A 26,112-nucleotide genomic window follows, 5' to 3' on the forward strand; every position below is an offset into this window, starting at 1 on the left:
CCGGGGAGGTGGATGAAGCCTCCGCCGACGGATCCGCCCACGCCCCATCGGCCCAGCCCGCTCAATCCGCCCATCCCGATCCAGGTCAACGCGCTGCAGGCGATGTCCCGGCAGGTCTTCGGCTTCCGGCTGGCCATGATCGCCGTCGCGGCCCCGGCCGCCCTCCTCAACGCGGCCCCGGGAATGGGCGTCCGACTGGTGGGTGCGGCGGTCGTCGTCACCTTCATGGGCTCGTACGTCCTCTTCCGCGACTGGGAACGCTTCGGCCCCCTCCTGCTGAGACACCCCTCGCTGCTCGTCGCGGACACCCTCCTCGGCGCCCTGCTGCTGGTCTCCGCGGGCCCGGGCACGACACTCGCCTACGTCAGCGTCTGCACGCCGCTGCTGGCCGGCATCGTCTACGGCTGGCGGGGCGCCGCCTGCTTCGCCTCCCTCCAGTCGCTGATCCTGCTGCTCGTCCACGCGGCGCTGCGGCACGGGCCGGATGTGAGCGTGGCGGAACGGCTGCTGCTGCCCGGCCTCTGCGTCATCACGGGGGCGATGGGCTCCACCCTGCGCGGGCTGATGCTCCGCTTCGGCGCGGCGACGCACGCCCTGACCGAGGTCAAGGCGCGCCTCGCCGTCACCGAGGCGGTCGCCGCGGAACGTGCCCGACTGGCCCGGGAGATGCACGACTCGGTCGCCAAGACGCTGCACGGCGTGGCGCTCGCCGCAGACGCCCTGGCCCGCTCGGCGGGCTCGCCCGACACGGACCCCGCCCGGGTGCGCCGGCACGCCGAGCTGATCGCGCGCGCCGCACGTCAGGCCGCCGCGGAGTCCCGCGAACTCCTCACCGACCTGCGCCGCGAGAAGTCGGAAGACTCCGCTCGGGGTGTCGATGTGCTGCCCGAACTGGCGGCCCGAACACGGGACTTCGCCCTCCGCACGGGCCTGCCGGCCAGCTACCACGCCACCGGCGACCGGGCGACGCTTCCCGTGCCGCCCGCCGTGGCCCGCCATCTCCTCACGATCACCTCGGAAGCCATGGACAACGTCCGGCGCCACGCCGACCCGACCCGCGTCGCCGTGCACGCGGGCGTCCACGGCGACCGCCTGTGCATCAGCGTCTACGACGACGGCCGCGGCCTGCCCGACGGCACCACACTCGAAGAACTGCGCCGATCCGGTCACTTCGGCCTGGTCGGCATGGTGGAGCGGGCCGCCGCCATCGGCGCCCGCATCCACATCGGCCGCGGCGCACACCCCGGGGGCACCGAAGTCCGCCTCGAACTCCCCCTGACGGCGTCCCGCACGTGAACGGCCTCCCGCACCCGAAGGAAAGTGACGTCATGCCGGACCCACCCGCACCCCCCGCCGCGGTACAGCCGCTCTTCCCGCCTCCTCCCCGTCCCGCCCCCGTGCGCGTCGTCGTGGCCGACGACAACCCGGTGGTCCGCGCGGGCCTGACCGCTCTGCTCTCCGGCCGGGAGGACATCACGGTCGTCGCGGAGGCGGCGGACGGCCGTGAGGCCTACGAGGCCGCGGCACGGCACCGCCCCGACGTCGTCCTCCTGGACGTCCGCATGCCCGGCGTCGACGGCCTCACGGCCCTTCCGCACCTGGCGCGGATCGCGCGGGTCGTGATGCTGACGTACAGCCACGAGGCCGAGATCGTCCAGGCTTCCCTGCGGGGCGGGGCGGGCGGATACCTGGTCCACGGGGAGTTCACCGCCGAGGAACTGGCGTCGGCGGTACGGGACATCACCCGGGGTCGCGCCCACCTCACTCCGACGGCGGCGACAGCGGTGCTGGCACACCTCTACACCGATGCGACTGCACACGCAGAAACGGACCCACTTCCCCTATTTCCAGTGACTTCACCAAACCGGCTTTCGCAGATGCAACCTCTTATGGGACAGTCGGCAGGGGAACACGACGGGGAACCGGAACGGGCACGGGCACGGGAAGCCGGCACGAGAAGCCGACTCAGCGCGAGGGAGGCGGAGATCATGGACCTGATCGCATCGGGCATGAACAACCAGCAGATCGCCGCCACTTGTTTCATCAGCGAGAAGACGGTCAAGAACCACATCAACCGCATCTTCGCGAAGCTCCACAGCGCCAGCCGTTCCGAAGCCACCGCCACATGGCTGGGCACGGCCCCCGGCGCCGCACACCGAGGGGTGGGCTGACGGGTGACGAGGGGGCGACGGAACGGCCGGGCGGTCCGGAATTGGGCCCGGGATTGGGCCTGCGGGCCCTCTACCGGAAACGGCGTCGAGGCCTACGCTCAGGGTGCCGACAGCGGCACCGGCACCCAGCGAGCCGGTCACGCGACACCCGGAGGGGAACAGCATGACCCAGTGGATCAACACGGTCGTCGCCCGTGTCCAGTCCCGAGCGCGCCGCAACGACAGCGGCCAGACCGCGGTGGAGTACCTGGGCATCATCGCCGTGGTCGTGGCGATCGTCCTGGCGATCACGGGCACGGACATCGGCCAGTCCATTTACGACGCGATCACCGCGAGAGATCGCCGAGGTCACCGGCGGTTGAGGCCGCCGCGCGGGCGCGGTGACGCAGGGCAGGCTTTCCCCATCTACATCACGGTGGTGGCGGGCCTGCTCTTTCTCGCGTTCGCCTACCTCGCGGTCGGCCAGGCGGCGGCGAACCGCAACGGTGCGCAGACGGCGGCCGACGCGGCGGCGCTCGCGGCGGCCCAGGACACCAGGGACCAACTCGCCGAACTGTGGGTGCTGAACGTCAAGGATCCGACGAAGTGGTCGGACATCTTCCACGGCATCGCCGCCGGGCTCACCCCCTCGTGCTGGAGGGCGTACGACCTGGCGGCCCAGAACGACGCCGGCGTGGACAGCTGTCAGCAGGACGGACTGAGGTTCACGGTCGGCGTGCGGACCGACAAGACCGTCGGGGACTCCATTGTGCCCGGTACGGAGAACGTGCGGTCCAAGGCCACCGCGTCCGCCGAGATCGACCCTCTCTGCACCTTCGAAGAACCCGGCGAGGACGCGGAGGACGACGTGCTGCCACAACTCAGCTGCGACGCCGGTAACTGGACGCCGGATCCGGATGAGCCCGCGGATCTGCCGAAGCCTCAGGACCTCTTCCGTGTCCATCTGGTCGACTGACAAGCGAACGCCGAGCGACGAAGGAAGCACAGACATGGGCATGCGGTTCACGACGAAGGCCCGCAGGGGGATGGTCGCGGTGACCGTGGCGGCCGGTCTCGCTCTCGCCGCAGCCGGTTGCGGCGGCGGTGGCGACGACGACAAGCGGCCCGAGAGTTCCTCGTCGCCCTCCCGCGCCGGCGACTCCAAACCGAGTGCCCAGGAAGGGCAGGCGGAGACGCCGCTGGCCGAGGTGAAGGGGTCGAACGGGCTGATCCTCGACATCACCTCCGCCGAGCGCGATTCCGGCGGGTTCGTCACGCTGAACGGTTCGTTGAAGAACGACGGCGCGAAGAGCGTCGTGGTCCCGTCCGCGCTGAGCGGCAACGAGACCGAGATCATTCGCAACGGCCGGTCGCTCGGCGGAGCCACCCTCGTCGATCCCAAGGGCAAGAAACGGTATTACGTCCTGCGGGACACGGACGGGCGGCCCTTGACGACCTCCGGATTCTCGACGCTCAGGGCCGGGGACAGCATCTCCGTCTTCATGCAGTTCCCCGCGCCCCCTGCGGGAACCGCCGACGTCATGTTCCAGCTGCCGACGTTCGCCTCGGCCTCCATCACCATCTCCGGGTGAGGCCCCCCATGCCCCGCACCCGCCCCCTCCCGTCCCGTCTCACCCTCGCCGTCCTCGCGGTGGCCGCTGTGCTCGTCGCCCCCGCCCCGGCCCGGGCCGACACCCCGAGCGTCCCGCCGGGCACCGAACCCACCGCGTCCGCCCCGGTGGACGTCGATGCCAACGACCCCGATCTCAAGCTCCCCGAGGGCGGCACGCTCGCCGAGCCCAAGGTGCTCGACATCAAGCAGGTCGTCGAGGACGAGACGGGCGACGAACGCCGGGAGGACACCAACGCCGACGTGACGTTCGCGCTCCAGGCGGAAGTCCTCTTCGGCAAGGACAGCGCGAAGCTCGGCACGGAGGCGAAGGCACGCATCACCACGATCGCCGCCGAGATCAAGAAGCAGAACACCACCCTGGTCCGGGTCTTCGGGTTCACCGACAACCTGGGCTCCTCCGCGCACGGCGACGTCCTGTCCAAGCAGCGGGCGGACGCCGTCCAGGCGGAACTCGCGGGCGAGTTGAACGACCCGAAGATCACTTTCGAGGTGCGCGGCTACGGCGAGCAGTACCCGATCTCCGACAACTCGACCGAGGCCGGCCGCAAGAAGAACCGCCGCGTGGAGGTCACGTTCCCCCGCACGACGAGCTGAGCGGCAGCCCGGCCGCCATGGCCTCGGCCTCTCGGAAGGCTTCCGTTGCCCACTCCTCGCCCTCGGGCGAGGGCGGACCGATCTCCTTCTCCTTCGCCCGGAGCCGTTCCTCCAGCAGGTCACGCTGGATCTGCCGCTCGACGGCGGCGCTCACATAGCCGTGCTGCTGCTCGGCATCACCCGTGCGGCGAGGGTAGCGAAGGGGGCAGCAATTGCCAGGGCGTGATCTCAGTGCCAGCCGTCAGGCCGGCCTTCCTCACTCTTGCGGCGGCTCGCTGTTCCCGGACTCGGGCAGTGGGTCGGCGACGAACGTGCCGCGGCCGTGAACCGTCTCGATGAGTCCCCGGTCGCGCAGAACCTGAGCTGCCCGCCGGACGGTGAGGTAGGCGACGCCGTATTCCTGTGCGAGGTCGCGTTCGGCTGACAGCCGGACGCCGGGCCGGAGCTCTCCGCTGCGGATCCTCGCCTCGACATGGTTGGCCACGGCGACATAGATGAGCTGGGACCCCTGCGGGTTGAACTCGGGCACCTCACTGCGGTCACTCACAACGGCAACGTAAGCCGGGGCCGAGCTACGCGAATCTTTAGAGAGCTATACATAGCTCTACATGGCTTAGTAAGGTCAGGTGCAGTAGAGACCCCGGCGACCGCGCGAACGGTCCCGGGGCTGGCCACCAGCCTCAAAGGAGCTGATGACAGTGAGCATTATCCACGCGCTGTTGCGCTGGATCCTGGGCGTGTGCGCGCCCGGTACCGGCCGGCGTCGAGCAGGCGCGCGCCCGACCGCTACCGCAGCCGCTTCTGCCCGCATCCCGGCGAATCCCTGCTGCCCGGGAGCCGCTCGGCTCCCCGCACCCAGGTCCCCGTACGGGCTGGCCGAACCCCTCGACGGCGCTGCCACGGTCCCCGTCCGCCCGTACCTGCTCGCGGCGGAGGGGGCTCATGCGGACCGGGAGCGTGAGCGGGCGCGTCAGTCGCGGCGACGTGTGGCCCTGGTCATGGCGGCGGACTTCGGCATCGACCTGGACCGGCATGTCGTGGGCGCGGAGAGGGCGGCGTGATGGGCGCGGGGGCCAGGGAGCCCCGCCCGCCGGTACGGATGTGCGTGCGCTGCGAGGTGACTACTGAGACGCCGGTCGTGGTGGGAGTCGTCCACCAGAACTCGGGGCCCGGTTTCGTGGTGTACGCCTGCCGGACGTGCGCCGCGCACTACCCGCCGGAGCCGGACGTCCTCTCCGTCCCCTCGCCCACCCGCCGAGCGGGAACGCCGGAGTAGCAGGGTGGCCCGCCCGAGCGAGTCGGCGGGCCGCCCCGCCAACGAGGACGTGCAGGCAGGTGCCGCCGCCCGACGGACGTGCGCTGCCTGCCGAGATCTCGGGTAGGCACCCGCTCGGCGAAGCACTGTCACTCCTCGCTGAGCGCCAGGTCGTCGGGAATCTGCGGGGCATTGGTGCACTTCAATTCGTTGCGCAGCGAGCGGGCGAGGGTGACCACCAATCGCTCGTGAAGGTCGGCCGACACCTTGAGCGCTCTCGTTCGGACTCTCACCTCGAGAGGTATCCGTGCCTCTTGCGCGCCATCAGTACCGCTGATCTTGCAAGGGAATATAGCGTCGGTGTCCCGGCCGCTCGCCGAATGATGATGGTCGGCGTAGACGTCTCCGCCAGCGGGACGCCAAGGTGATGAGGCCGATCGGACGGCCTTGAGGTTGTCTTTGGCCCATTCCACGGTCGAGGAGAGGCCGCTGTCGCCTGAAAGGGCGCACGGCTGGTACTCCTTGAGTGAGTAGTACTTTCGGTTCGGGCTCCAATTCACGACTTCCTCGACCAGCTCGTTCCGCAGGCCATCGACGGACAGGGGTTCATTCGTGAAACGAAGCCCGTCCGAGCCGTCCCCGTCGCGCACCAATTTCATGTTCTTTGACCCGTACAACGTGTCGCAAGCCTGCCACTGAACAGGGTAGCTTTCTCGGAGGGAAGGTTTGTCAGAGCATCCCGTCAGAAGGGCCAGCGTTGTCAGCGCTCCGCACCGGATGGTCCAACCGGATCTCATATGCATTCCTCAGCCGACCTTCTCCAGATCTCCCACGAGCGCTCTCCCGTCGGAGTAGGAACCCGCAATCGATGGTTGAAGCTCCCGCATTTCATCCTGGGTCATATTGGTGGCGTGCCCGTAGTTTTGCACGGGTACCCACGCACCCCGCTCGCCGATTTCTCGTACGGTCTGCGTCCCTTGCAGGGCCTCAGGGTCGTTGTTCCACTCGTTGTCCTTCAAGTACTGCAGGGTGTGAGTCCCGTATGCCGTGTTGGCCGTTTCGCCGACGGTCTCCATGACCAAGGGGACCGCAGTGGCTGCCACCAAGCCAGCAGCTGGACCGAGGACAACGGCCGATCCCACGCCCACCACTGCGGCCACTGAACCGCTGACGGCCGTCTTGCGCCATTCACCCTGCTTTTCGAGATCCAGATTGTGTTGATCCTCGATATCTTTGAAGCCCGACCTGATCTCGAGCTCTCGCGAAGCGTCGAGGATTCCGTGGATTTTTGAGGCGTTGTGCGCAAAAGCAAGGCCGGAGCTCTTGTCGTCTTCGTGAACAGCGAGACCGCTGGCTTCGTACACCTGCTGAGCGGCGGACAGCGATTGGTAGCCGTCCTCGTCGCGTGCGACAAGCATCATGAAATTTCTACTATCTACTTCGCCGAAATCCTCGCGTTTACTTCCGTCGCTGCTGTTTCCAAAGATCTCGTCGCGTCCCAGGGAGTCGCCGGAGCTGCCGAAGTTGTATGTCGAGTAATTGAGGTCGTCGATGTACGCCGCGCCCATGCGGGCCAGGCTGTCTGTCATGACCTCGTGCGGCGGCCCGTCCGTGGAGGCGACGTTGTAGCGGTTGATGACCTTCTCCATGATGTCGGCCGTCTGCTCGTCCCGGTGCAGCACCGGCGGGTCCGCGTCCCACGCGGACCCCGTGGTCGCTGCTTCCAGGGCGTGGCCGAGGGCGTCCGGGCCCATTTCGCGGGCGTGTGCCGCCTCGTCGCTGGAGGGGTGGGCGAGGCTGTCCGGGGCCCACGTGAAGTCCTTGTCGTTCAGAGCCTCGAAGTAGTCCTTGTAGGTGACGGTGCCGTTCGTGTCGACCGTGCCGTCCTCCCGGTAGACGGTCGGCGGGTCGGTGAAGAACTTCTTCGCCGCCTCCGGGCTGTGTCCCAGGCCCTCCAGGACGCTCGTCAGCGGGTCGTAGCCGTTGCCGTTCTTGCCGGACGGGTTGAAGCCCCAGTCGAGGTCGGATCCGCCGACCGTGGGTTTGTTCTCCACGAACCGGTAGGGATCCTTCTTGTGCAGTTGCACCACGTGCTCGGCGATGGGGTTGATGAACCTCGCGTCGTAATTGCCGTAGCGCAGAATGCCGCCGAGGAGCTGGTAGCCGTATGGCGCGCTGCCCGCGCCTGGGTACAGCTCGACCCGCTGAGTGCCCAGCTTGCGGAATTCCGAGGACCAGCTCGCCGGCAGGTGCGACCTGTTGTCGGGATCGGTCGCCGAGGCCAGGGCCAGCCCCATGTTCCGCTGGAGCTGCCGGGTGAGGGCGAGCCGCTCCTTGTCGTCTCCCATGGTGCCGTCCAGCGACATGCGTCCGTAGAACTCCAGCGTCTCCTTCGGGCCGCCGAGCGAGGTGTAGAAGTCCGTGGAGAAATCGGCGTCCTTGGCGTTGAACCGCATGATGGAGTTCAGTTCCATGTACTGCTTGTCGGTCATTTTCGGTCCGAGCTTGGCCAGTTCGACCGCGCGCTCGGCCTGGGCGTCGTCCAGGGACCCGTACGACGCGTGACCGGCGTTGTGCTTGTCGCCGCCGTGGCTCTTGGCCAGCGCGCGGGCCAAGGAGGCGTCGATCTCGGAGGCGTGCGCGACCAACCGGTTGACCCGGTCCTCCAACTCCTGCTTGGCGTCGAGCTGTTCCTGCGTGCGTTCGTCGGTGTCACCCCGGACGTGCGGGAAGAAGCAGCGGACCTTGCCCTCGCCGATGTCCTCGACACGGACTCCGAGGTTCGGTGCGTCCTGCTGGACCGCGGTCCTGATCTTCTTCTGCAGCGCGACCAGTTCCGTGTGGCCGTCCACGAGCACCGTGTGAATGCTGTCGGCCTCGACGTGCAGGTCGGAGATCTCCTTGGCCGTCTTGGTGACGAACTCCCGGGTCACCGTGGCGTTGACACCGGCCCACCGGGCCTTGTCCGACTTGGCCTGCATGCCCGTGCGGGCGTTCTCCGCCGCCGTCTTGAGCATGTCCACGCTCTTTTTCCAGTCGGAGACCGCGGAACCGAGCTTGCCGAGGTCGACCTCGACGAGATCCGTGTAGGTAAGGGCCACTGCGCTCCCCCTACCGGAAGTACTTGCTGATCTCGGACACGGGCAGCGCGGAGCCATTGTCGGCGAGCAGCACGGCCCCGATCTTGGCGTCGTCCTCGGCGTGCAGCTTCTTGCTGAAGTCGAGGTGGTCGGATATGTGTGCGCAGGCCTGGAGCACCGTCTTGAGCTGCGACGTCCAGACGTCCACGGTCGTCTTCAGCGCTCCGCCCGATGTGAAGCCGTGGGACTGCAACGACGCGGCGGCCTGCTGAGTGGTCCCCGCGCCCTCCTTGTCGGCGCCGGCGCCGGCGATGTCGGCCCCGACCCGCAGATCCTCGAACAGCGTGTGCGCGTCATGACCGACGGCACCGAGATCGTCCTGGTTGACCACCAGTTCCCCGGTGCCGCCGCTGCCCGGGTCCGGCGGGATGTGGTTCAACTGCATACCTGTCGCGGACCGTTCGGCTGCGGCGGTCTTTAACTGCTCCCACTCGTCCCACGCCATGTTTCGCCGTCCCCCTCCCGTTGCCCGGCCGCGGACTTGGCCGGGGCTTTGCCCGAACCAAGGGAGTGTAAAGCAGCGTTCGGCTATGCGACCGGCGTTTCCCCGACGGCCTGAACACCCTCTTCACCCGCCCGCTGGTAGTGCAGCAGGACGACTCCGTTGCCGAAGGTGTGGGACTCGAGCAGGGTGAGGGGCGTCAGGGCGTCGGCGTGGGGGAACAGGGGTTTGCCGCGGCCGATGAGGACGGGGTGGACGTACAGGCGGATCTCGTCGACGAGGCCGTGCTCCAGGAAGGACGCGGCGAGGCCGGCCCCGCCGAGCCCCAGGTCCCCGCCCGGCTGCCGGGTGAGGGCGCGGACCTCGTCGGGCACGACCTCCCGGACGATCACCGTGTTCCGGTCGGCGTTCCGCAGGGTCCGGGAGTACACGTACTTCGGGATCTCCCGCCAGATGCCGGCGAACTCGGCCATGGCCCCGTCCGGATCGACGTCGGGGCCGGAGTCGAACGTGGGCCAGAAGCCGGCCATGAGCTCGTGGGTGACCCGTCCGGAAAGCAGGCCGCCCAGTCCGCGGACGACGTCGTTCATGTGCCGGTGCAGTTCCTCGTCGACGCGGTGCCAGGAGATGTCGTGGCCAGGGCCTTCGATGTACCCGTCGAGGGACACCGACATCATCAGGACGATCTTGCGCATCACGCACCTCGCTGGACCACGGACGGACTCGGCGGACGGTCGGAAGGGTAGGCCCTGGAGGACGCGAAAGGTGGGACATGAGGCGCTGGCGTGACGGGCGGGGCCGGTTGACGGTGCACGGGGACGGCGGGGCCGTCACGGTCGTCCCGCTGGAGGTCGCCGCCTCCTACCGGGCGCGCACCCGGGGCCTGCTGGGGCGGGACGCCGTCGACGGCGCGCTGCTGCTCACCCCGGCCTCCGGCATCCACACGTTCCGTATGCGCATCCCCATCGACGTGGCCTACCTGACCGCAGACCTCACCGTCCTCGCCGTACGCACCATGCGTACCGGCCGCCTGGGCCTGCCGCGACCGCGCGCCCGGCACGTGCTGGAGGCGGAGGCGGGGGTTATGGCGGGGTGGGGGGTCGAGGCGGGCGCGCGGGTCACGGTCGAGGTGGACGAAACCGGGCCGGAGCAGGCCGCTGAGGGATGAGAGGGATGGGAGAGGGGCGGGCTTCCCCTGGTTCGGCATCCGAGGACCCGGTCCGTGGGGAAAATTCGCACGCGCGCGGTCCCGGCCCTCTGCGACGATCCCCCTATGAAGAAGGACGACGGGTGCGACGAGTCTGCTCTCTTCGAGGACCTGGTGGCCGAAGGGGCCGCAGTGCCCACCGAGGGGTGGGACTTCTCCTGGTTCGAGGGGCGGGCGACCGAGGCGCGGCCCTCCTGGGGGTACGCGATGTCGCTGGCCGGGCGGTTGGCGGGCGCGCACGCCGCGCTCGACGTGCAGACCGGGGGAGGCGAGGTGCTGGACTTCGCTCTCGAGCGGGCAGCGCCCAAGGCCCCCGTCCTCACCGTCGCGACGGAGGGGTGGCCGGCGAACGCCGCCAAGGCCACCGCGCTGCTGCGGGCGCGCGGCATCGCGGTCGTCGCGTCCCCGGAGGACGCCCCGCTGCCCTTCGCGGACGCCGCCTTCGACCTCGTCAGCAGCAGGCATCCGGTGCGGCCCTCCTGGCACGAGATCGCCCGTGTGCTGCGGCCCGGCGGGACCTACTTCGCCCAACACGTGGGCCCCCGCAGTGTCTTCGAGCTCGTCGAGTACTTCCTCGGGCCGCAGCCGGAGGCCGTGAGCAGCAACCGCCACCCCGACCGTGAGCGCGCCGACGCGGAGGCGGCGGGCCTGGAGATCGTCGACCTGCGGGCGGAACGGCTGCGCGTCGAGTTCCACGACATCGCCGCCGTCGTGCACTTCCTGCGCAAGGTGGTGTGGATGGTCCCCGGGTTCACGGTGGCGGCCTACCGGCCGCGGCTGCGGGACCTGCACGAGCAGATCCTGGCCGACGGCCCCTTCGTGGCGCACAGCACCCGCCACCTCGTGGAGGCCCGCCGGCCGTAGGCCCGCCGACGAGGGCGGGCGGCGCCGCGCGGGGTCGTACCGGCCGAGAATCGTCGTTGCGGGGTGTTCGGCCCGGCCATGACCTTCACGGAGTTTCCACATCGTTATCGCGATCGGTTCCTGTCCGCCCTCACCTTCACGTAAGTTCTAGCGGAGGCAATTCGCGTGAGCAAAGCTGCGTGGACGTCACCGCGCAGCGGAGGGGGCTGCGCGGTGACGCCCGCGTCAAGGTGGGGCTCGCCTCGGGGTTAGCCCGTCGGGGGGATGTGTAGGCAGATGTCCGGACGTGCTGAATGCGCCCCGGAACCCCGACTTCCGTCGGCGAACGGCTGACTTTCCCTGGGAATCCGATGTGTTCCGGCCATGAGCCACCCGTGATCGACGGTCGAAACGGTCAGCGGGGTGTCGCCGTCCGGCTGCGGAGAGTAGTTGTGGCGCGCCGATGCGCGCAGCAGCACTCACGAAGGGTTATGGTGGAAACCCCCCCTCGGGCCGGTCCGTCTCCCCCCCACGGACCGGCCCGTTTTTTTGCCCAAGTCCGCACAGGGGTAGGCTGCGCCCCGCGGGGACCGCACCGTTCGGAGGGGCTGACAATCACGTGAACCTGCGCGACAAGCTGCGCGGCCTTCTGGTCAGGCTGTACGCACGCCGGGTGGAAGGCCACCTGGACCACGCTCAGGTGCCCAAGCACATCGGCGTCATCATGGACGGCAACCGACGCTGGGCGAAGGCCTCGGGTTCCACGACCGAGCACGGCCACCGGGCCGGTGCGGACAAGATCGAGGAGTTCCTCGGCTGGTGCACCGAGACGGACGTCGAAGTCGTCACCCTCTGGCTGCTGTCGACGGACAACCTCGACCGCCCCCAGGAAGAACTCGTCCCGCTCCTCGGCATCATCGAGGACGTCGTGCGCACCCTCGCCGCCGACGGCCGCTGGCGTGTCCACCACGTCGGCACGCCCGACATCCTCCCCTCCCACGTGCAGACCGCGCTGAAGGAGGCCGAGGAGTCCACCGCCCACGTCGACGGGATACTGGTCAACGTCGCCATCGGCTACGGCGGCCGCCAGGAGATCGCCGACGCCGTGCGCTCGATGATCGTGGACGCGGCGGACCGGGGCACCTCGATGGAGGACCTCGCCGACTCCGTCAGCGTCGACCTGATCGGCCGCCACCTGTACACCGGCGCCCAGCCCGACCCCGACCTCGTGATCCGCACCAGCGGCGAACAGCGGCTGTCCGGATTCATGCTGTGGCAGACGGCCCATGCGGAGTACTACTTCTGCGAGGTCTTCTGGCCGGCCTTCCGCAAGGTGGACTTCCTGCGCGCCCTGCGCGACTACGCGGCCCGTCACCGCCGCTACGGCGGCTGAACCGCAGGACACGTGCGCCCCTGAGGGGCGGCCCGTATACCCCTTTCCGGGGCGGAAGTAACGAGGAGTTCACCGGCACGCCGTCATATGCCGTGGCATGACGGCGCGTTTTCGAGGGCATAAGCCAAGCAGGTCGACACCCGAATCACGGGTGTCGGATCTCAGCGGACGGCACGGGGCCGTCCGCCCGGGAGGCCCTTTGCACCAGCCCGACCGTGCGGTCACGGCACGGAAGAAGCAGCGGGGGGCCGGTTCTCGGCCCGTGCACAGCGGCGGCCGACGACCGGCCTGGTTCTTCCCGCCCTCCCGGCCCTGCTTCCACTCCGTCGCTCCCCGACCTCATCCGAGGGGGTACGTCCTTCCGTGGTGACCAGCACAAAGCGCCGTATGCCAGACCGGCGCACCTATGTTCTCGACACCAGCGTCCTGCTGGCCGACCCGAACGCCCTGACCCGTTTCGACGAGCACGAAGTCGTGCTCCCCATCGTCGTGGTCACGGAGCTGGAGGCCAAGCGGCACCATCCGGAACTCGGCTACTTCGCCCGGCAGGCGCTGCGCCTGCTGGACGACTACCGGGTGAAGTTCGGTCGCCTCGACGCCCCCATCCCGATCGGGGAACTCGGCGGCACCGTCCGTGTCGAGCTCAACCACTCGGACCCCAGTGTGCTGCCGACGGGCTACCGCCTGGGGGACAACGACTCCCGCATCCTCGCGGTCGCCCGCAATCTGCAGGCCGAGGGATTCGACGTCACCGTCGTGTCGAAGGACCTGCCGCTCAGGATCAAGGCGTCCTCGGTCGGTCTCCTCGCCGAGGAGTACCGCGCCGAACTCGCCATCACGGGCTCCTCCGGCTGGACCGGAATGTCCGAACTGACCCTGTCCGGTGAGCAGGTGGACATCCTCTTCGAGGTGGGGCACATCCACGTGCCCGAGGTCGCGGGCCTGCCCGTGCACACCGGCCTGACCATCCAGTCGGAGCGGGGCAAGGCCCTGGGCAGGGTCACCGCCGACGGAGACGTCCGCCTCGTGCGCGGCGACCGCGAGGCGTTCGGCATCAAGGGCCGCAGCGCCGAGCAGCGCATCGCGCTCGATCTGCTGCTCGACCCCGACGTCGGGATCCTCTCCATGGGCGGCCGGGCCGGCACCGGCAAGTCCGCGCTCGCGCTCTGCGCGGGCCTCGAGGCGGTCCTGGAGCGCCGTCAGCACCAGAAGGTGATGGTCTTCCGGCCGCTGTACGCGGTGGGCGGACAGGAGCTGGGTTATCTGCCCGGGTCCGAGGCCGACAAGATGGGCCCGTGGGCGCAGGCGGTCTTCGACACGCTGTCCGCGGTCACCAGCCGCGATGTCATCGAGGAGGTCACCGCACGCGGGATGCTGGAGGTCCTGCCCCTGACCCACATCCGGGGACGCTCCCTCCACGACGCCTTCGTGATCGTCGACGAGGCGCAGTCGCTCGAACGGAATGTGCTGCTCACCGTTCTCTCCCGGATCGGCGCGAATTCCCGGGTCGTTCTGACCCACGATGTGGCGCAAAGGGACAATCTGCGAGTCGGCCGTTACGACGGTGTGGTGGCCGTCGTCGAGAAACTGAAGGGGCATCCGCTTTTCGCCCACGTCACGCTGAACCGGTCCGAGAGGTCCCAGATCGCGGCGCTGGTGACCGAAATGCTGGAGGATGGGCAGATCTGAAGGAGCTGCCCCGAGATGCGCGATATCGGGGTGAGGTGGTAGTCGGCGCCGTCCGGCAAAGGCAGTGAGCCTAGCCGGGCGGCGCCGGCGTATGTGGGGGTTTCGAGAAATCCCCTGGACCCCGAAGGGTGTGAGCTTTCACACGTAACCCGGAATTGCCTCACGCGCTCTGGTTACGGCAAAGTCTCAGTCCTGTCAGGCCCCGCATACGACACACCTGTGCCCCCAGCACTACGGCACCGCTCGAGTATCACCGTCAACTCCATACCGACCGTCGTATGCCGCCCGTGCACCACGAGGCGCTCCCGCACCGGGAGTTGCCCACCGGGCCCGCGTCTCCCGTGACCCCGCAGTTCGGAGACCAGCGACAAGGGGCACGATTGCGTCCGCCAGGGTCACCGAAGCGGGCGATGCTGGAAGGAAAACCGTGTGAGCCGGATCTCGGTCCGGGGACTCGCAGTGGCCTCGGCCACGGCGGTCACCGCTGTCGGAAGCGTCGTCGGCGTTGCCTCGGGCAGCGTCGCGCAGGCCAACGACGCAGATGCGACGGCAAGCGACGCGACGCTCCTCGCCGACATCCCTGTAGGCCAGCAGGCCCAGGTGCAGACGGCGTCCCTCACGCAGCAGGCCAGTTACCAGGCCATCGCCGCTGACGAGGGCGCGAAGAAGGACGCCGAGGAAGCGGCCCGCAGGGCCGCCGCCGAGACGGCGATCGCGAAGAAGAAGGCCGCCGAGAAGGCCGCCAAGGACCGCGCGGAGGCCAAGGCCAAGGCCAGCCGCAGCGCGGGAGACTTCCCGATCCTGGGTTCTTACAGCATCGGGCAGATCCAGGACATGGCGGCGCAGATGGTGCCGAGCGGCCAGTTCCAGTGCTTCAGCAACATCGTGGACCACGAGTCCAGCTGGAACTACCACGCGGTCAACGCCTCCTCCGGCGCCTACGGTCTCTTCCAGGCGCTGCCCGCCGGCAAGTACGCGTCCGCCGGCTCCGACTGGCGGACCAACCCGGCCACCCAGATCAAGTGGGGCCTGAACTACATGGACAGCCGGTACGGCAGTCCCTGCGAGGCGTGGTCGTTCTGGCAGGCCAACCACTGGTACTAGGCAGCCCTGTGGGCAGCCGACACCGCTTCGCGGACACCATCTGGGCCGGCGACCGGTACCGAACGACTGAGCCGAGGGCCCGCGCGGCCCTCGGCTGTTCGTCGTCCCTTCACCCGATGACACTGCAGAAGGAATTCGTGTGAGCCGGATATCGGTCAGGGGCTTCGCCGTGGCATCGGCGACCGCCGTCACCACCGTCGGAGCCGTCGTGGGAGTCGCCCAGGGCAGCGTCGCGCAGTCCGCCGACGACGCCCAGGCGGTGGGCGACTCCACGCTGCTCGCCGATTTACCGGCCGGACAGCTCGCCCAGGTGCAGACCGACTCGATGACGCACCAGGCGACCGTCCAGGCCATCGCGGCGGACACCACCGCGCGCAAGGCGGCGGAAGAGACCGCCCGCAAGCAGGCCGCCAAGGACGCGGTGGCCAAGCAGAAGGCCGCCGAGGAAGCCGCCGACAAGGCCGCGGACCGGGCGAAGGCCGCGCAGGAGGCCAAGGACCGCGCGGCCGCGCGGACCCAGAGCGCGTCGGCCGGCCCCACCGGTGACGCCGGCGACTTCCCGCAGCAGGCGTCGTACACCGTCGGCGAGGTCAAGGCCATCGCCCAGCAGATGGTGCCCGGCGGACAGTTCCAGTGCTTCAGCAACATCGTGAACCACGAGTCCACGTGGAACTACCGGGCGGTCAACCCCTCTTCGGGCGCGTACGGCCTCGTCCAGGCCTATCCCGGGTCGAAGATGTCGTCCGCGGGCGCCGACTGGCGGACCAACCCGGCCACCCAGATCAAGTGGGGCCTGAACTACATGAACGAGCGCTACGGCAGCCCCTGCGACGCCTGGGCCTTCTGGCAGGCCAACGGCTCGTACTGACGGACCGTTCCGCCCGCGCCGACGGCCTGTCCCCCCGTCCTGACGGCCCGCCCGGTCCGGCGTGACGCTCCGACAGCTCTCCTCTGCGCACAGCCCCTCCCCGTGCACCGGGGGAGGGGCTGTCGCCCTGTACGGTCGTACGACCGGGACCGACGACTCCAGGGGGAGTGGTGGGGAGAGACGGGGGAAGAGGACGGATCATGTCGAGAGTGCCACGGTGGCTCGGCCGGCTCGGCGCCGGCCTCAGCGAGATGAGCGAGCGGCTCGACGAACGGCGCGCCGAGGTCGAACGGGAGGCCGCGGCCGAGCGGGAGGCGACGACGCCCGACGCGGCGCCGTCCTCCGAGGAGTACCCGGAGCCCCTCGAGCCCGCCCCGCGCCCCGATCCCGCACAGGCCGTGCCGTGGGGGGTCCGGGTCGCCGCCGAGGCCGGCTGGCGGCTGCTGGTGCTCGCCGGGACCGTCTGGGTGCTGATGAAGGTCATCACCGCGATCCAGCTGGTCGTGATGGCCTTCGTGGTCTCGCTGCTCCTCACGGCGCTGCTGCAGCCCACCGTGGCCCGGTTGAAGCGGGCAGGAGTGCCCGGGGGCGCGGCCACCGCGCTGACGGCGATCCTCGGGTTCGTCGTCATCGGGCTGATGGGCTGGTTCGTGACCTGGCAGGTCATGGCGAACATCGACAACCTCTCCGACCAGGTCCAGGACGGCATCGACGATCTGCGGCGCTGGCTGCTCAACAGCCCCTTCCACGTCACCGACAAGCAGATCAACGGCATCGCGAAGAACCTGCGGGACGCGATCGGCGACAACACGGACTCGATCACCTCGGCGGGCCTGGAGGGCGTCACCGTCGTGGTCGAGGCGCTGACCGGCATCCTGCTGGCGTTCTTCTCGACGCTCTTCCTGCTCTACGACGGCAAGCGCATCTGGGAGTGGACCCTCAAGCTGGTCCCGGCGGCGGCCCGGCCGGGCGTGGCGGGCGCCGGTCCGCGGGCCTGGGCGACGCTCACGGCGTATGTGCGCGGCACGGTGATCGTCGCGTTGATCGACGCCATCTTCATCGGCCTGGGCATCTACTTCCTCGATGTGCCGATGGCCGTCCCGCTCGCCGTCTTCATCTTCCTGTTCTCGTTCATCCCGCTCGTCGGCGCTGTCGCGTCCGGCGCGCTGGCGGTCGTGGTCGCGCTGGTCACCCAGGGCGTGTTCACGGCGGTGATGACGCTGGCCGTCGTGCTGGCGGTCCAGCAGATCGAGGGACACATCCTCCAGCCGTTCATCCTCGGCCGCGCGGTGCGCGTCCACCCGCTGGCGGTGGTCCTGTCGGTCGCGGCGGGCGGCATGGTCGCGGGCATCGGCGGCGCGATCGTGGCCGTGCCCCTGGTGGCCGTCACCAACACGGTGGTGGGCTATCTGCACGCCTACTCCAGGGAACAGGCCCTGCGGCACGCTCCCCGGCCCAGAGGGGCGACGGCCTCCGGCGTGGCGCCCGTGACGGCCGCGCGGCCGAGCCGGGAACCGGAACCCCCGGCCGACGAGGGTCAGGTCACGCCGCCCGCGTAGTCGTTGCACGAGGGTGGGCCGGTGGACGCGGCAGGGCCCGTCGGCAAGTGACCGACGGGCCCTGCGCGTTGCGCCGCGGCGGGGTCGAGGCCGGGCGTGCGGCTCAGACGTCGGCGAGGACCGCTTCCGCGTCCAGCGTCACGCCGACCGCCTGGATCACCGAGGCGATCTTGAAGGCCTCCTGAACGACCTCCCGCTCGACGCCCGCCTTGCGCAGCACCTGCTCGTGGGAGTCGAGGCACAACCCGCAGCCGTTGATCGCGGAGACGGCGAACGACCACAGCTCGAAGTCGACCTTGTCGACGCCGGGGTTGCCGATGACGTTCATCCGCAGGCCGGCCCGCAGGTTGCCGTACTCGTGGTCCGACAGCAGGTGGCGGGTGCGGTAGAACACGTTGTTCATCGCCATGACGGCCGCGGCCGAACGGGCCGCGGTGTAGGCCTGCGGCGACAGGTTCGCCTTCGCCTCCGGCGCGAGCTCGCGCAGCACGATCGGGGAGCGGGAGGCGATCGCCGTCGCCAGGACCGTGCCCCACAACTGCTGTGCGGGCAGGTCGGAGTTGCCGATGACCGAGCCCAGGTTGAGCTTCAGGTCCTTGGCGTAGTCCGGTATCGCGGACTTCAGGGCGTCGAGGGACATCTCAGCTCACTCCCCGGCCAGCAGCTTGACCGGGTCGAGGGTGTTCTCGCCCTTGGTCCAGTTGCAGGGGCACAGCTCGTCGGTCTGCAGGGCGTCCAGGACCCGCAGGACCTCCTTGGGGTTACGGCCCACGGAGCCCGCGGTGACCATCGTGAACTGGATCTCGCGGTTCGGGTCGACGACGAACACGGCGCGCTGGGCGAAGCCGTCCTCGCCCTCGATCCCGAGGTCGCGCATCAGCTCGTGCCGCGAGTCGGCCATCATCGGGAACGGCAGGTCGGTCAGGTCCGGGTGGTCCTTGCGCCAGGCGTGGTGGACGAACTCGGAGTCGCCGGAGAAGCCGAGGATCTGCGCGTCACGGTCGGCGAACTCGTCGTTCAGCTTGCCGAACGCGGCGATCTCGGTCGGGCAGACGAAGGTGAAGTCCTTGGGCCACGCGAAGACCACGAGCCACTTGCCCTCGTAGGACTTGTGGTGGATCTGTTCGAACTCCGCACCCTTCTCCAGCGAGACGCAGGCGGTCAGTTCGAACTCGGGGAACTTGTCACCGACAGTGAGCACACGCTCTCCTTGCAGCGAAGGGATGTCCGGATTGCGGACACTCCCCGTGGGTTGGACGGCGTCGATCGTGGCACAGGGTGCATTGATTCAGGAAATGGCTACACTCGATAGGGTTGATCGGAGGTAGCTATCAGTGACTGAGAGTGATGTGGGTGCCAGGACTGTGAGCGGCGGAATCCGGCGGGGCGAGGCGCCGGCCGGCGAGGTGGCGGCGGGTCGGCCGGCAGTCGGCCGGGCGGCGGTCGGCCGGGCGGCGGTCGGCGGGGCGGCCGCCGGCAGAGGCGCACACGCCCGGCGGAGGCCGCCCAGCCCGGCCCAGCTGCGGGCCTTCGTGGCCGTCGCGGAGCACCTGCACTTCCGGGACGCGGCCGCCGCGATCGGCGTGAGCCAGCCCGCGCTGTCCGGCGCCGTCTCGGCCCTGGAGGAGTCCCTCGGGGTCACCCTCCTGGAGCGCACGACGCGCAAGGTCCTGCTCTCGCCGGCCGGTGAGCGGCTCGTCGTCCGGGCCAGGGCGGTGCTGGGCGAGATGGAGGCGCTGATGGAGGAGGCCGAGGCGGTACGGGCCCCCTTCACCGGGACGCTGCGCCTCGGCGTCATCCCGACCGTCGCGCCCTACCTGCTGCCGACCGTGCTGCACCTGGTCCACGAGCGCTATCCGCACCTCGACCTCCAGGTCCACGAGGAGCAGACCGCCGGTCTCCTCGACGGCCTGCACACCGGCCGTCTGGAACTCCTGCTGCTGGCCGTGCCCCTCGGCGTCCCCGGTGTGCGCGAACTGCCGCTGTTCGACGAGGACTTCGTGCTCGTGACGCCGCTCGGCCATGAGCTCGGCGGACAGCAGGGCATCGCGCGCGAGGCGCTCAGGGAGCTCAACCTGCTGCTCCTGGACGAGGGCCACTGCCTGCGCGACCAGGCCCTCGACATCTGCCGGGAGGCGGGCCGCGGCGACGCGCCGGTGACCACCACGGCCGCCGGCCTGTCCACCCTCGTCCAACTGGTCGCCGGCGGCCTGGGCTGCACGCTGCTGCCGCGCACCGCCGTCACCGTCGAGACCAGCCGCAGCACCCGGCTGCTCACCGGCTCCTTCGCCGCCCCCGCGCCCGCCCGCCGGATCGCCCTCGCGATGCGCACCGGAGCGGCGCGCGGGGCGGAGTACGAGGAGCTGACGGGCGCGCTGCGCGAGGCGCTGAGACCGCTCCCGGTCCGTGTGCTCGGCGGCGAAGACCGAGGTCTGTGAATCGGTCAAATGAGCGCCTGACAACGAGATTTGAGCCCATCCGCAGAACAACTTCCGTCAGCTGGGGGCAGGTCGGAAATCCCCCGCTGGACCGTGCACCCTGACTGATACACCTTCCCTCCTCGGCGCTACGCGTCAGGCGTATGTGCGAGAGGCCGCAGGGGAGTGATGTCGGGCTGATGTCGGGTTACGAGCTGCTGGCACGCGACCTCGCCGCGTGCGGCCGGGACGGCTACACCGGGGAACTGCGCGTGACCGGCTCGCCCGGCGGCGTCTTCCATCTGGACGGCGGCCTGGTCGTCGCCGTCGAGTCGCCGGGCGCGCCCGCCCCCGAGGCGCTGCTGCTGCGCTCCGGCCGGATCGGCGGCGAGGAGTGGACCGCGCTGGTGCGCGAGTCGGGCGGCGCGCGCTGGCCGGCCGCCGGGCTGATCGCCCACGGCTACTCGGGCGCCGCCCAGCTGCGGGTGGTGTGCGCGATGGCCCTCCAGGACGCCGCGTTCGCGGTCGTCGCGGGCAGCGTCGACGGCTGCGAACGCGGCCCGGCGACGGGCCCGCCGCCGGCCTCGGTCGCCGTCGGCGAACCGCCCACCCGGCTGCTCCAGGTCGCCTCCCGCAAGCTGGCCGCGCTGCTGGCGATGCCGTGCCCCGTGCGCCCGGACCGGGAACGTCCCGTGCCCGCGCCGCTCTCCCTGGCCGCGGCCCGCCTCGGCGCCCTGCAGCGCGAGCTGCTCGCCCACGCGGACGGCCGGCGCACCGCCCGCGACCTCGCCTTCCGTACCGGCCGCGGGGTGTACACCGTCACCGTCGAGGTGGCCCGGATGCTGGGCGAGGGGCTCTTGGAGTGCGTGGAGTCGCCCCACCCGATCCCCGTCCGGCTGCCGCCCGACGGACACGGGGTGCGCCCCCGCGAGCCGGCGCCGCCCGCCCCGCAGCCACCGCCGGCCCCGGAGGCGACCGCCCTGCCCCGCCGCAGGCCCGGCGCCAGCGGCATCCACGAGGCCCTCACGCCGGAACGGAACGGCCCCGGCTGGAAGGAGTTCTTCCGCCTGCGCAACCAGACGGCGAAATGACGGCCCGCCTGAACCCCCACGGCCACGCGGGCACCCACGGCACGCGGAAACCCCCCACAGAGAACAGACGGTCACATGCCATCAGAATCAGGGGAGTTGCACTCATGGACCACAAAGCCCTCGCGCGGGAGATGCGCGGCCTGCGTGAGCAGGTGGCCGGGATCACCGACACGGCGGTGGCGGCGGCCGACGGACTGCTCATCGCCGCCGACACGGCCGACTCGATCGACCCCGAGGGCCTGGCAGCCCTCGCCGCGGCCGGCCTCGGCCTCGCCCGCCGCACCGCCGAGGCGACCGCCCGCGGCGCCCTGCACCGCACGGTGGCCTACGGCAGCCACGGCTGCGCCGCGTTCTACGCGGTCGGAGACACCGCGCTGATGGTCGTCCTCGGCGACGAGGGCATGGACGTGGAGCGCCTGCACCGGGCGACCCAGCCGGCCCTGCGCCGGATCGACCTGATCCTCACCGACCGGACGACCGCGCTGACCGCGGCGGACGCGACGACCGTGAAAACCGCCGAAGGAGTCTGAAGGGATGGCGACGAAGCGTATGACCCCGGGTTTCTCCGACCAGGTGATGGGCCTGGTCAAGTCACTGCGTACGGATGCCCCCGACTGCGTCGCCTCCGGCGTCGTCGACATGTCCACCGGCATGCTGCTGTCCTACGAGACGGTCGACAACCACCCGCCCGAGGTCCTGGACCTGCTGGCGGGAGCGACGCTCGACCTGTTCCAGGGCCGCACGGTGGTGATGATCGAGGACGTCTTCAAGGAGCGGCGCGGGGTCCAGAGCGAGAACCACTTCTTCCAGGAGATCCTCGTCAACAGTGAGAACCTCACCCACCTGTTCGTGCGGATGACCGAGCAGCAGGACGTCGTCGCGGTGGTCGTCTGCCGCAAGTCCGTGAACGTCGGCATGCTGTTCGCACAGGTGCGGAGGGTGGTGCGGGAGTACCAGCTGTGAGCGCGGACGGTCCCTCCCCGGGCGGGGGAGGGACCGTCGTCCTCTCAGGTCATGCCGCGCGCGGGCGGCACGTCATTCCGTGCGCAGGCCGTCCGGCCGCATCAGCCGCAGCAGCGGCGGCAGGCTCAGCAGCGTCACCAGGGCGACGATCGCCGCGCCGAAGCCGGTCATCGCCAGCACGCTGCCCCAGTCGACGCGGACCGTCGTGCTGGTCATCTTCAGCAGGACCGCGCCCAGCGTGAGGCCCACGGTCAGGGCCAGCAGCAGTCCCAGCGCGATCGGGACGGCCGTCTGCCACAGCACCGACAGACCCAGCGTGCGCCGCCGGGTGCCGAAGGCGACCAGGGCGGACAGCAGCTTCTTGCGCTCGCGCAACTGCTCCAGCTGCGAGACCAGCAGACTCGCCCCGATCAGCAGCAGCACACACGCGGACCCGACGAGCAGGCCGGTTCGGATGGAGGAGAACTTCACGTCCTCCCGGGTGGACGACCAGTTCATCGGCTGGGCCAGCGGGTCCAGCCGTGCCGCCGTGTTGCGGGCGCGGTCGAAGGCGTCCGGCACCGACTCGTCGAACGAGAGGTACAGCTGACCGCGGAGCTTCGTCGCGGCCTCCTCGGGCAGCGCGCCCGGCGTCAGCAGGAAGCCGCCCCGCCGCTGACCGGTCATGTCCTCGATCGACTGCGCCTGCCGCACGCCCGCGGGCACCGTCCAGACGGTCTCCGTGGCCCTTCCGGGGAAGGAGCCGCCCGTCTCCATGTACAGCTTCTTGCCGGGCACGTTCAGCTTCGGTCCCTCGGTGGAGTACTCGCTGCCGGTGAGGACGAACAGGTCGCCGTCCTTGCACGACGGCAGCTTCGCCAGCTCACGCAGGGCCGTGCAGTCGCCGACGGTCAGCTCGGTGGAGACGTCCGGGCCGTCCTTCGACTGCCAGGACTTGTCGCCCAGGTACTCCTCCCCCAGGAGGGTGACCTTGCGGACGCCCCGGGTGTCGGCGAACGCCTGCCCGCTCTTCGCCAGCGAGGGGCCGTGCGGCACGGTCACCTGCATCTGGGCGAGCCGCACGTCCTTGCCCGTGGCCTTCGTGTAGTCGCTCTCGACCCCGGCGAACAGCATCTGCAGGGCGATGGCCCCGGCCACCGCGACCGCGACGCCGTTGACCATGCGGGCCGCCGTACCGCTGCTCAACTGGAGCCTTCGTACGGCCAGTTGCCAGGCGACACCGCCGGCGCCGAGCCGGGCGACGACCTTCTCGACGAGCCACGGCAGCAGGGCGGTGATCCCGACGAGGAGCAGCAGCACGCCGCCGACCACCAGGTACTCGTTGAACTCGCCGTTGCCGCGGCCCTGTCCGATCATGGGGTAGAGCATCGCGAGGCCGGCCACCGGCAGCAGCAGCCGCCACCACAGCCGGCGCCGCGACGGCTTCGCCGAGCGGACCACGCCGAGGGGTTCGATGACCACGCCGCGCAGCGCGAACAGGGTGACCAGCACCGCGGCAGAGGGCACCGCCAGCGCGACCAGCGCGGCCAGGGCGGGGGACGGGTTGAGGTAGCTGGGCCACACGCTCACGCCCATCACTTCGACCGTGCCGGCCGCCTGACGGCCGATCAGGAAGAACACCGTGCCGAGCACCAGGCCGAGCAGCGCGCCTGCCAGCGCCTCGCCGGCGGCGATGCGCCGGGTCATCCCGCCGTCCGAGCCGATCAGCCGGAGTGCGGCGAGCCTGCGGTCGCGCCGTTCGCCGCCGAACCGCACGGCGGCCGCGATGAACACGGCGACGGGCATCAGCAGCACCACGAGGACCACGAGGATCAGCAGGAGCAGCACCGGGTCCGTCTTCTCGCTGGTCCGCTGCGGGTTGCCGAACGTCTTCATCCGGGTCGCCCCGTAGCCCTCGACGTGCGAGGCGAGCCCGGAGCCCCCCGCGTAGTAGGCGAGCTCCTGCGAACCGACCAGCCCGCTCTCGCCGATGGTCCCGACGACGCGGTACGGCAGCCGTTCCCGCAGCAGCGCGGAGCCGTCCGCGGCGAGCAGCTTCTTCAGGGCGGGCGAGACCACCATGTCGTCCTTGGCCGGGAACGCGCTCACGCCGGGCGGCAGCGGCGCGCGCGGCCCCTCCGGTTCCACCAGCCGGCCGCGGACGTCCTTGTCGCGGAACGTCGTGTCGACCTGCGCGATGAGCAGGGTGTCGTCGGCCCTGGCCGGCGGCGGGTCGATGAACGCCCAGTCCAGCCGTGCCTCTGCACGTTCGTGCCGCACGGAGATCACGTTCGGCACCGCCGTCGTCAGCAGCAGCACGGCGACGCCGAGGCCGACGCCGACGGCCGTCAGGACGGCCCGGATCCACCCCTCCCGTCCGCCGGACAAGGCGAACCGGATCCCCAGGCCCAGATCCCTGGACCACTGACCCAGACTCATATGACGCGCTCCATGTCCCGCGACTTACCGTCCCGGACGACGATCTCGCGGTCCGAGTAGGCGGCGACCCGGGCCTCGTGCGTGACGAGGACGACGGCCGCGTTGGCCGTCCGGGCTGCCTCGGTGAGCAGCTCCATCACGCGCTCGCCGTTGAGCGAGTCCAGCGCGCCGGTCGGTTCGTCGGCGAACAGCACGCGGGGGCTGGTGACGAGCGAGCGCGCCACGGCGACCCGCTGCCCCTGTCCGCCGGAGACCTCCCCGGGCCGCTTCCTGCCGAGGTCGTCCACCTCCAGCCGTTCCATCCAGCTCAGGGCGGTGCGCTCGGCCTGCTTGCGCGGAGTGCCGTTCAGCCGCAGCGGCAGCGCCACGTTCTCCACGCAGGTCAGCTCGGGCACGAGCTGGCCGAACTGGAACACGAACCCGAACTCCGAGCGCCGCAGCCGGCTGCGCTGGGTGTCGTTCATCGTGGCGAGGTCGTGGCCGTCGTACATGATCGATCCGGAGTCGGGCGTCACGATGCCGGCGAGGCAGTGCAGCAGGGTCGACTTCCCGGAGCCGGACGGGCCCATCACCGCGACGACCTCGCCGGGGTGGATGGAGAACTCGGCGCCGTCCAGCGCCATCGTCGGGCCGTAGGCCTTGCGCAGGCTCTCGGCGACGAGCAGGGATCCCCCGGGGGCGTTCATGCGGTCACCGTGGCCTTCAGTCTGTCGAGGCGCGCGGCGGCGAGTTCCAGCCAGCGCAGGTCGGCCTCGAGGTGGAACAGGGCGTGGTCGCAGATCAGCTGGTCGGCCAGGTCGCCCGTGCGCTTGCGGTCGGTCAGGATGCGCATGCTCCGCAGGTGCTCCGCACGCTGCTCGTCGAGGATGTCGGCGGCGTCGCGGCCGGTGAGCAGCGCGAGGACGATCTTCGTGTAGAGCGTGGACTGGAGGTACGGCTCGGGCTTCTCGGGCGTGGCGAGCCATCGCTCGACGTCGGTGATCCCGGCGTCGGTGATCGCGTACCGCTTGCGCTCGGGGCCGCCGCCGGCCTCGATGCCGTCGACCTCGACCAGGCCGTTCTTCAGCAGCCGCGACATCGTCGAATAGACCTGGCCGTAGTGCAGCGGCCGGTCATGACCGAACTTCTCGTCGAAGGCCCGCTTCAGGTCGTAACCATGGCGGGGTCCGGACTCCAGGAGTCCCAGAAGGGTGTGACCGATGGACATGTCAAGGACTGTACATGCGGTGTATACCCGGCGCTGTATACGCGGAGTGCGCAGGTGGCAGCAAGGGGTGGGGGTGTGCAGGTGGGAGGCGGGTTGTCACCGTTCTGCAACAGCCGCGCGGGCCCTCGGGCGGCCGGGG

At 70.1% G+C, this 26,112-nt stretch carries 29 protein-coding genes; 18 read left to right on the forward strand and 11 right to left on the reverse strand.

The genetic code is table 11. The features are described 5' to 3' along the window. Nucleotides 1-12 precede the first annotated feature (12 nt). The 5 genes from QF032_RS25090 to QF032_RS25110 all read left to right on the forward strand — a co-directional run bounded on the left by QF032_RS25090 (nt 13) and on the right by QF032_RS25110 (nt 4,377). The gene (locus tag QF032_RS25090; RefSeq protein ID WP_373430492.1) at nt 13-1,296 is read left to right on the forward strand and encodes a sensor histidine kinase; all 1,284 of its coding nucleotides are present in this window, start codon (nt 13-15) and stop codon (nt 1,294-1,296) included. Between the two features lie 32 nt (nt 1,297-1,328). Beyond that, nucleotides 1,329-2,171, forward strand: coding sequence for a response regulator (locus QF032_RS25095; protein ID WP_307045569.1), 843 nt, complete (start codon nt 1,329-1,331; stop codon nt 2,169-2,171). Nucleotides 2,172-2,529: 358 nt separating this feature from the next. Next, the gene (locus tag QF032_RS25100; RefSeq protein ID WP_306949541.1) at nt 2,530-3,126 is read left to right on the forward strand and encodes a pilus assembly protein TadG-related protein; all 597 of its coding nucleotides are present in this window, start codon (nt 2,530-2,532) and stop codon (nt 3,124-3,126) included. 34 nt (nt 3,127-3,160) lie between these two features. Further along, nucleotides 3,161-3,742: a hypothetical protein gene (locus QF032_RS25105; protein ID WP_306949540.1), complete on the forward strand. Its 582-nt coding sequence runs from the start codon at nt 3,161-3,163 to the stop codon at nt 3,740-3,742. An 8-nt stretch (nt 3,743-3,750) separates the two neighbouring features. Beyond that, a complete protein-coding gene (locus tag QF032_RS25110; protein ID WP_307050290.1) occupies nt 3,751-4,377 on the forward strand; it encodes an OmpA family protein in 627 nt (208 codons plus the stop codon). Here the strand turns inward: QF032_RS25110 and QF032_RS25115 are convergent. Next, nucleotides 4,352-4,531 carry a hypothetical protein gene (locus tag QF032_RS25115; protein WP_307057568.1) on the reverse strand — a complete coding sequence of 60 codons (180 nt, stop codon included), beginning with the start codon at nt 4,529-4,531 and terminating at the stop codon, nt 4,352-4,354. The two genes, QF032_RS25110 and QF032_RS25115, sit on opposite strands and share 26 nt — an antisense overlap. A 102-nt stretch (nt 4,532-4,633) precedes the next feature. Beyond that, a complete protein-coding gene (locus tag QF032_RS25120; RefSeq protein ID WP_307045571.1) occupies nt 4,634-4,924 on the reverse strand; it encodes a winged helix-turn-helix domain-containing protein in 291 nt (96 codons plus the stop codon). A gap of 145 nt (nt 4,925-5,069) precedes the next feature. Between QF032_RS25120 and QF032_RS25125 the strand changes: the two genes are divergently transcribed. Further along, nucleotides 5,070-5,438, forward strand: a complete 369-nt coding sequence (locus tag QF032_RS25125; RefSeq protein ID WP_307057571.1) for a hypothetical protein — start codon at nt 5,070-5,072, stop codon at nt 5,436-5,438. Nucleotides 5,439-5,494: 56 nt separating this feature from the next. Further along, nucleotides 5,495-5,653, forward strand: a complete 159-nt coding sequence (locus tag QF032_RS25130) for a hypothetical protein (RefSeq protein WP_307057573.1) — start codon at nt 5,495-5,497, stop codon at nt 5,651-5,653. Between the two features lie 128 nt (nt 5,654-5,781). Here the strand turns inward: QF032_RS25130 and QF032_RS25135 are convergent, their stop codons facing one another. From QF032_RS25135 to QF032_RS25150, 4 genes are all read right to left on the reverse strand, one after another. After that, on the reverse strand, nt 5,782-6,282 hold the full coding sequence (locus QF032_RS25135) for a hypothetical protein (RefSeq protein WP_306949535.1): 501 nt from the start codon (nt 6,280-6,282) through the stop codon (nt 5,782-5,784). Nucleotides 6,283-6,438: 156 nt separating this feature from the next. Next, entirely contained in the window at nt 6,439-8,649 is a 2,211-nt protein-coding gene (locus tag QF032_RS25140; protein ID WP_307057574.1) for a hypothetical protein, read from the reverse strand. 94 nt (nt 8,650-8,743) lie between these two features. Next, nucleotides 8,744-9,217, reverse strand: a complete 474-nt coding sequence (locus tag QF032_RS25145) for a hypothetical protein (protein ID WP_307057576.1) — start codon at nt 9,215-9,217, stop codon at nt 8,744-8,746. An 83-nt stretch (nt 9,218-9,300) separates the two neighbouring features. Then, entirely contained in the window at nt 9,301-9,909 is a 609-nt protein-coding gene (locus tag QF032_RS25150; RefSeq protein WP_307057578.1) for a dihydrofolate reductase family protein, read from the reverse strand. Nucleotides 9,910-9,986: 77 nt separating this feature from the next. Here QF032_RS25150 and QF032_RS25155 point away from each other — a divergent pair, with 77 nt between their 5' ends. From QF032_RS25155 to QF032_RS25185, 7 genes are all read left to right on the forward strand, one after another. Further along, a complete protein-coding gene (locus QF032_RS25155) occupies nt 9,987-10,382 on the forward strand; it encodes a DUF192 domain-containing protein (protein WP_307045580.1) in 396 nt (131 codons plus the stop codon). Nucleotides 10,383-10,487: 105 nt separating this feature from the next. Beyond that, the gene (locus QF032_RS25160) at nt 10,488-11,285 is read left to right on the forward strand and encodes a class I SAM-dependent methyltransferase (protein WP_307045581.1); all 798 of its coding nucleotides are present in this window, start codon (nt 10,488-10,490) and stop codon (nt 11,283-11,285) included. A gap of 598 nt (nt 11,286-11,883) precedes the next feature. Continuing rightward, on the forward strand, nt 11,884-12,657 hold the full coding sequence (locus tag QF032_RS25165) for an isoprenyl transferase (protein ID WP_306949529.1): 774 nt from the start codon (nt 11,884-11,886) through the stop codon (nt 12,655-12,657). Between the two features lie 363 nt (nt 12,658-13,020). After that, entirely contained in the window at nt 13,021-14,346 is a 1,326-nt protein-coding gene (locus QF032_RS25170; RefSeq protein ID WP_107442162.1) for a PhoH family protein, read from the forward strand. A gap of 429 nt (nt 14,347-14,775) precedes the next feature. Then, nucleotides 14,776-15,450 (forward strand): transglycosylase SLT domain-containing protein, encoded by a 675-nt coding sequence (locus QF032_RS25175; protein ID WP_307045583.1) that lies wholly within the window; start codon nt 14,776-14,778, stop codon nt 15,448-15,450. Nucleotides 15,451-15,589: 139 nt separating this feature from the next. Continuing rightward, nucleotides 15,590-16,318, forward strand: a complete 729-nt coding sequence (locus QF032_RS25180; RefSeq protein WP_306949526.1) for a transglycosylase SLT domain-containing protein — start codon at nt 15,590-15,592, stop codon at nt 16,316-16,318. Between the two features lie 200 nt (nt 16,319-16,518). After that, nucleotides 16,519-17,877: an AI-2E family transporter gene (locus QF032_RS25185; RefSeq protein WP_307045585.1), complete on the forward strand. Its 1,359-nt coding sequence runs from the start codon at nt 16,519-16,521 to the stop codon at nt 17,875-17,877. A 103-nt stretch (nt 17,878-17,980) separates the two neighbouring features. On the opposite strand, the gene QF032_RS25190 is transcribed toward QF032_RS25185, so the two are convergent. After that, complete coding sequence (locus tag QF032_RS25190; protein ID WP_306949524.1) at nt 17,981-18,517, reverse strand: alkyl hydroperoxide reductase; 537 nt, start codon at nt 18,515-18,517, stop codon at nt 17,981-17,983. 6 nt (nt 18,518-18,523) lie between these two features. Beyond that, entirely contained in the window at nt 18,524-19,078 is a 555-nt protein-coding gene (locus QF032_RS25195) for a peroxiredoxin (RefSeq protein WP_057584435.1), read from the reverse strand. 319 nt (nt 19,079-19,397) lie between these two features. Here QF032_RS25195 and QF032_RS25200 point away from each other — a divergent pair, with 319 nt between their 5' ends. The 4 genes from QF032_RS25200 to QF032_RS25215 all read left to right on the forward strand — a co-directional run bounded on the left by QF032_RS25200 (nt 19,398) and on the right by QF032_RS25215 (nt 22,348). Continuing rightward, on the forward strand, nt 19,398-20,315 hold the full coding sequence (locus tag QF032_RS25200) for a hydrogen peroxide-inducible genes activator (RefSeq protein ID WP_307060364.1): 918 nt from the start codon (nt 19,398-19,400) through the stop codon (nt 20,313-20,315). A gap of 179 nt (nt 20,316-20,494) precedes the next feature. Continuing rightward, nucleotides 20,495-21,385: a MarR family transcriptional regulator gene (locus tag QF032_RS25205; protein ID WP_307045588.1), complete on the forward strand. Its 891-nt coding sequence runs from the start codon at nt 20,495-20,497 to the stop codon at nt 21,383-21,385. Between the two features lie 104 nt (nt 21,386-21,489). Beyond that, on the forward strand, nt 21,490-21,915 hold the full coding sequence (locus QF032_RS25210; RefSeq protein WP_307057580.1) for a roadblock/LC7 domain-containing protein: 426 nt from the start codon (nt 21,490-21,492) through the stop codon (nt 21,913-21,915). A 4-nt stretch (nt 21,916-21,919) separates the two neighbouring features. After that, nucleotides 21,920-22,348, forward strand: a complete 429-nt coding sequence (locus QF032_RS25215) for a hypothetical protein (protein WP_028806553.1) — start codon at nt 21,920-21,922, stop codon at nt 22,346-22,348. Between the two features lie 72 nt (nt 22,349-22,420). Here the strand turns inward: QF032_RS25215 and QF032_RS25220 are convergent, their stop codons facing one another. From QF032_RS25220 to QF032_RS25230, 3 genes are read right to left on the reverse strand one after another with little or no spacing between them, the layout of a single operon-like run. Beyond that, the gene (locus QF032_RS25220) at nt 22,421-24,766 is read right to left on the reverse strand and encodes an ABC transporter permease (protein WP_307057583.1); all 2,346 of its coding nucleotides are present in this window, start codon (nt 24,764-24,766) and stop codon (nt 22,421-22,423) included. Continuing rightward, the gene (locus QF032_RS25225) at nt 24,763-25,452 is read right to left on the reverse strand and encodes an ABC transporter ATP-binding protein (RefSeq protein WP_307057584.1); all 690 of its coding nucleotides are present in this window, start codon (nt 25,450-25,452) and stop codon (nt 24,763-24,765) included. The genes QF032_RS25220 and QF032_RS25225 overlap by 4 nt, the downstream gene beginning before the upstream one ends. Beyond that, the gene (locus QF032_RS25230) at nt 25,449-25,973 is read right to left on the reverse strand and encodes a PadR family transcriptional regulator (RefSeq protein ID WP_307045593.1); all 525 of its coding nucleotides are present in this window, start codon (nt 25,971-25,973) and stop codon (nt 25,449-25,451) included. The genes QF032_RS25225 and QF032_RS25230 overlap by 4 nt, the downstream gene beginning before the upstream one ends. Nucleotides 25,974-26,112: the final 139 nt, after the last annotated feature.

This window comes from Streptomyces achromogenes (assembly GCF_030816715.1).
Classification (GTDB): Bacteria; Actinomycetota; Actinomycetes; order Streptomycetales; family Streptomycetaceae; genus Streptomyces; species Streptomyces achromogenes_A.